Below are 5445 nucleotides of genomic sequence, written 5' to 3' on the forward strand. Positions count from 1 at the left end.
GCCGGAGTTGGCCGATCGTCTCGTTGGTCGGCGGCAAGTGGACGACCTTCCGCGGTTTTGCCGAAGAGGTGGCGGACCTGCTGCTGGCGAGGCTTGGCCGCTCCAGGCGCGTGAGCACGCAAAACCTCGCCATCGGCGGCGGCCGCGATTTTCCGGCCGACGCGGCTGCGCGTGTCCGCTGGATCTCCTCCGTCATGGCTGAGACAGGGGCCTCGCCGGCGCGCGCCGAGGCTCTGCTCGACCGTTATGGCACGACGGCACGCGCCATTCTGGCGCACGAAGCCGGGCGGCAGACGGAGCCGCTTGCGGACGCGTTCGACTATACGCTGGCGGAGATCGATTGGCTGGCGCGCAACGAACGTGTCGTCCACCTGGCCGATATCGTCATGCGCCGCACCGCGCTGGCGATCACAGGCCGGCTCAGCCGGCGCGACCTTGAACGGATTGCCGACACCGCAGCCATTGTGCTGGAGTGGAACCCCGGACGGCGCGAGAAGGAGCTGGAAGCGACCTCAAAGGAGCTCACGGAGCGGCATCGCTTTTGCTTTGAGCAGTCGGAGCCCGTTGCCCGGCGAGACCGACGGTCTGGCTGAGTCTAAAGCATGTCTCCCGAAAGTGGGAACCGGTTTCGGGACAAAGACATGCGTAAAATCAATAGTTTAAAGCGCGGGGAGCGAATCTGAAAGATCGCGACGCGCTTTAAAGGACCACGGCCGTGAAGTTCCATGGGGCCGGCTGCAACTACCCAAGTGTTTGACTGGCAAGTGCATAGGTCATCGGCGCACCTGCGCCGCCGACGGCAAAGTCGGCGAGGCGCTTGCCCATCGACATGGTCAGCACCGTGTCGAAGACCGGCATTCCGCTGTGCGACAGAAAGGCGGCGAACTCGCCGCTCTTCATATGAGTGTCCACCCGCAGAAAGTCGCCCGAATGCTCGGCCACATGCGGCCGAACCACTGCGATGAAGAGGACGCCTGCGTGCACAACATCAGCTGGCGGCATATCATTGCAGGCTGCGCCAACCGATTTAAGAGTCATCCGCCCGGCAGTGCCCCTCGCGAAACCGGCGTGAGGATAGCTGCCTCGATGCGAAGTTCGTCGAACCCATCCCACATACGAGCTGACTTCTTCAACGGTATCGGCCCCACGCCGACAGTCGCCGCCCCCTTTCCATCCCGCATCACACGCTTCGTTTCGGCGTCCGCCACTCGCAGATCGATTCGTGACGGCACCGGGAAGTGATCGGCTCTGCCGGGATTCGGCCTCATTTTAAGCAATGCTAATGGAAAGCAAGCCTAGTTGGGGTACACTCGCGGCTGAAGCGCGTCGCGTTCGGACCGCCTGTTGTGAGGCGCTCCCTGTCTTGTTTTTAAGCATGTCGCAAACGCGGGGCATTCTTGGGCGACATGTTCTGGAAACGATTGCGCCAATGCTGCTCGAGCGAGAGAGACCTCTTAAAACCTTGCTGGCAACCGCGGCCAGTGCCGGCGAAGGTCGGGGCGGCATCGTGCTGCTCGAAGGCGAGGCCGGGATAGGCAAGACTTCGCTGCTGCAGGCATTCACCGAGCGCGCGGGAGAAGGCTGCCGGGTGCTGTGGGGCTGGTGCGAGGCACTGTTCACGCCGCGCCCGCTCGGTCCCCTGCAGGACATGGCGCGGGCGCTCGACCCCCAGATCGCAGCGCTGCTCGACCAGGGGGCCGCGCCCGAGCGGCTCTTTCCCGCGCTGCTGAGCGCGCTTCAGCACGCCAGGGGAACGACTGTGCTCGTTTTCGAGGACGTGCATTGGGCGGATAACGCGACGCTCGATCTCATCCGATATCTCGGGCGCCGCATTTCCGTGCTTCGCGCCATGCTGGTGCTGAGTGCACGCAGCGATGAACTGGTCGCCGACCATCCGCTCACGCATATAAGAGGCGACCTGCCGGCGGCATCGCTGACCCGCATCGCGCTGAAGCCGCTTTCGCCCGAGGCGGTCACGACACTGGCCGAACAGTCGGGCCGCGCCGGCGCCGATCTTTACCAGATCACGGGGGGCAACCCCTTCTTCGTCTCCGAGCTTCTTGCGAGCCGCGGGGCGGAACCGGGGCACGTTCCCGATTCCATCCGCGACGCCGTGTGGTCGCGGTTGTCGCGCCTGACGGACGGCGAGCGCAAGGTGCTGGAGATGATGAGCATCGAGCCGGGCAGCGTCGAGCCGTGGCTGATCCGCGCCCTTCTCGGCGCCGAGGTCGACGCTGTCGTGGATCGCTGCGTGGCCCGCGGATTGCTGCGGCGGGACGTTCAAGGCGCCCTGACCTTCCGCCACGAGCTTGCCAGGCAGGCGACGCTCGAGCGGCTGTCGCCCAGCCTGCAGCGGTCGCTTCATGCCAAGGTGGAGGCGGCAATGGCAGGGCTTCCGGCGGCGCAGGCAAGCACCCAGCTTGCACGCCGGGTGCACCACGCCGCCGCCGCAGATAACGGCGCGCGCGTGCTCGAACTCGCGCCCCAGGCCGCGGCGCAGGCTGCGCGGCTGGGCGCGCATCGTGAAGCCGCCGCGCATCTGGCGACGGCGCTCAGATACATCGCGCAGGTGCCGCCGGCCGAGGCCGCCCAGCTTTACGAATCCTGGGCCTACGAGGCCGGACTGGCGCTGCAGGTCTATGACACGATCATCGAAGCGCGGCATCGCGCCATCGCGCTCTGGCGGGAACTCGGCCGCCCGGACAAGGTCAGCCTCAACCTGCGCAGCCTTTCCAGGCTGCATTGGCGCCGTGGCGAGGGCGAGCAGGCGGAGCACTTCGCCCACGAGGCGGTGCGCGAGGTGGAAAACCTGCCGCCCGGGCCGGAACTGGCGATGGCCTACAGCACCTGCTCGCAACTGCATATGCTGCATTACCGCTTCGACGAGGCGATCGAGTGGGGACTGCGCGCGATCACCCTGGCCGACCGGCTGGGCGAGGTCGAAACGCGCGTCCATGCCTTGAACAATGTCGGCACCTCGCTGCTATTCGACGATCGTCCGGGCGGTCGCGAACGGATGGAGGAAAGCCTGGCGCTCGCGCTCGAGCACGGGTTCCATGACCATGCGGCGCGGGCCTACACCAACTATGCCGAATATGCGGTGGTGTCCAAGGATTTCGCGCTCGCCGAACGGCTGCTCTCCGAAGGCATCGTCTTCGCCGCCCGGCACGACCTCGATTCGCCGGCGCAGTATCTGCTCGGCCGGCAGGCGCAGCTTCGCATGGAACAGGGCCGCTTTCGCGACGCCGAGACCATTGCGCAGGGCGTCATGAAACTGGAACGCCTGCCGGTGGTCATGCACCTGCCGGCGCTCACCGTGCTTGGCAGGGTGCGCGTGCGGCTGGGCGAACCTGGCGGCGCGTCGCTCCTGCAGCAGGCGCTCGAAGAGGGGCTGCCGACCGGCGAACTGCAGCGCATCGTACCGGTCCGTATGGCGCTGACCGAGGCCGCCTGGCTTTCCGAGGACCGCGCCGCCGGCCACGAGCAACTGACGGCGCTGGTCGCAATGGATCTCGACAATTTCCGTCCTTCTGACCTCGGCGAACTGGCGGTCTGGTGGCGGCGATGCGGGATGGAGGAGCCGATGCCGGCGCCGACGACACGGATTCCATGGCGACGCGCGGTCGAACTTGGCGGTGATCCGTTGGCGGCGGCCAAGGAATGGGAGCGCCTGGGCCTTCCCTACGAGGCGGCGCTCGCGCTGATGCAGGTGCGGGGCGCCGATGCCGCGACGGCACTGGCAAGCGCCGTGACCGGGCTCGAGGCGCTGGAGGCGCGCCCCGCCGCGACGCTGGCGCGAAAGCTGGCGCAGCGCCTGGGCGTCGCCGGCCGACTGCCGAAAATGCGCCGGGGTCCGTACACGGTCGCCCGTCAGCATCCACTTGGGCTTACGCAGCACGAGCAGCAGGTGCTCGCCCTGATCGCGGAGGGCAAGAGCAACAAGGAGGTCGCCCGCACCTTGTCGCGATCACCGCGTACGGTCGAGCACCAGGTTTCGGCCGTGCTCGGCAAATTCAACGCCGCCAACCGGATGGAAGTGCTGCTCAGGCTGCGCGGCGAGCCGTGGCTGCTCTCCACCGCCGCCGCGCCCTGATCCCCAGCGAAATAGGAAGGCGGCAGCCGAAATTTGGGTGATCGTACCGATGTGCGCGAAGGCCGCGGGGGGTAGGCTCAAGTCACCTGAAATCCTCAAGTCACCTGAAGTCCCGGGCAGGCCGCCTGTCCGGGAACTCGCCGAACCGAAGGGAGAGATAGCGATGACCAGACGTCTTAGCGCATTTGCATTTGCGCTGCTCGCTGCCACGGGTGGCGCGGCGGCATCGGAACTGGCGCCGGGCAGCGGCCACAGCATCCAGCTCGGCAACTTCAGCGGCGCCGTCTACTACACGGTCGAGCAGGACGGCTACCGGGTCGTCGCGACCATGGCTTCCGGGGCCGAGCAGCAGCCGGTCCGCGTCGTCTCCACGCTCGCACCGGGCCAGCGCATGATGATCTCCGTGCCGCAGGCCGTCGGCCAACCGTCGATCGATTTCGAAATATTGCGCGACGGCAAGGCACTGCTTGTCAGCGAGCCGAACTTCATTCCGTCCGCCGCCGCGGAGAACGACCTGACGCTGGACAGCGCGGAGCCGGTCAAGACGTCTGCCACCGCGCCCTGAATCGGGCTGGTCGGCACCGGGCGGGGGCGCCCATTCCGTCGACTCGGGCGAAGCAACGCAGCGCGGGCTCCCGCCCGCCGCTGTTGGATGACAGACAGATGGGTAGCTTGCTGCAGACGGTTGTCCTGGCTTCCGCTGTCCTGAGCTTCGCGACCGACGCAGGCACGGCGGGGCAGGATGCCGCCGCTCCCGGAAAGTTCTACAGGGTTGTGGACGGCAAGGCCGATGCGCGGACCTATGACGGTTTCAGGCGTTACCATTCGGGCTGCGACCGCTGCCACGGCCCTGACGGCGTGGGGTCGACCTTCGCGCCGTCCCTGGTCAGCCGACTGCCCGACATCGAAGCCTTCCGGCGCGCCGTGCTCAATGGCCGTGCCGACGGCGGCTCGGTGATGAAAGGGTTCGCCGACGATCCCAACTTCGCACCCTATGTGGACGATATCTATGCCTATCTGCAGGCCCGCGCGGACGGCTCGCTCGGCCGCGGGCGGCCCGGCAGACTGCAGCCGTAGAAAGCCTTGGTGCGCCCGCTTCAAGCCTGATCGATGGCGACGTCTTGTCAGCGGGAAGAACGCTCGCTTGCCGCCGCTGCGTTCTATCGCAACAAGATGCCTCATGAATTCCGACTGCCGCGCCCCCCGACGCGGCAACGCGGACTATGCCGCCAGGGCTCCCGACTTCTTCGCGGTCCAGGTGGCGATATAGTCCATCAGGCCGGGACTGAGGCAGTCATAGGGTTCGAGCCCGATCGACTTGAGCTGGGCGCGGATGCCGGCCATGCGGCTCG

The 5445-nt window shown here is 66.9% G+C and carries 4 protein-coding genes and 2 pseudogenes; 4 read left to right on the plus strand and 2 right to left on the minus strand.

Annotation, left to right across the window (positions count from 1 at the left end):
• Positions 1 to 593 (plus strand): glycerol-3-phosphate dehydrogenase C-terminal domain-containing protein (locus EOA29_RS23565; protein ID WP_281061106.1); only part of this gene is annotated, 593 nt, incomplete at its 5' end.
• A 148-nt stretch (positions 594 to 741) separates the two neighbouring features.
• Here EOA29_RS23565 and EOA29_RS23570 read toward each other — a convergent pair.
• Positions 742 to 963 (minus strand): annotated as a pseudogene (locus tag EOA29_RS23570) (GNAT family N-acetyltransferase); the annotation flags it as partial.
• A gap of 466 nt (positions 964 to 1429) precedes the next feature.
• On the opposite strand from EOA29_RS23570, the gene EOA29_RS23575 reads away from it, so the two are divergent.
• The 3 genes from EOA29_RS23575 to EOA29_RS23585 all read left to right on the plus strand — a co-directional run bounded on the left by EOA29_RS23575 (position 1430) and on the right by EOA29_RS23585 (position 5170).
• The gene (locus tag EOA29_RS23575) at positions 1430 to 4093 is read left to right on the plus strand and encodes a LuxR family transcriptional regulator (RefSeq protein ID WP_126092885.1); all 2664 of its coding nucleotides are present in this window, start codon (positions 1430 to 1432) and stop codon (positions 4091 to 4093) included.
• Positions 4094 to 4256: 163 nt separating this feature from the next.
• On the plus strand, positions 4257 to 4658 hold the full coding sequence (locus tag EOA29_RS23580) for a hypothetical protein (RefSeq protein WP_245464631.1): 402 nt from the start codon (positions 4257 to 4259) through the stop codon (positions 4656 to 4658).
• A 98-nt stretch (positions 4659 to 4756) separates the two neighbouring features.
• Positions 4757 to 5170: a c-type cytochrome gene (locus EOA29_RS23585; protein WP_126092884.1), complete on the plus strand. Its 414-nt coding sequence runs from the start codon at positions 4757 to 4759 to the stop codon at positions 5168 to 5170.
• 144 nt (positions 5171 to 5314) lie between these two features.
• Here EOA29_RS23585 and EOA29_RS43180 read toward each other — a convergent pair.
• A pseudogene (locus EOA29_RS43180) lies at positions 5315 to 5445 on the minus strand (aldehyde-activating protein); the annotation flags it as partial.

It is taken from the genome of Mesorhizobium sp. M1E.F.Ca.ET.063.01.1.1 (assembly GCF_003998155.1).
Taxonomy (GTDB): domain Bacteria; phylum Pseudomonadota; class Alphaproteobacteria; order Rhizobiales; family Rhizobiaceae; genus Mesorhizobium.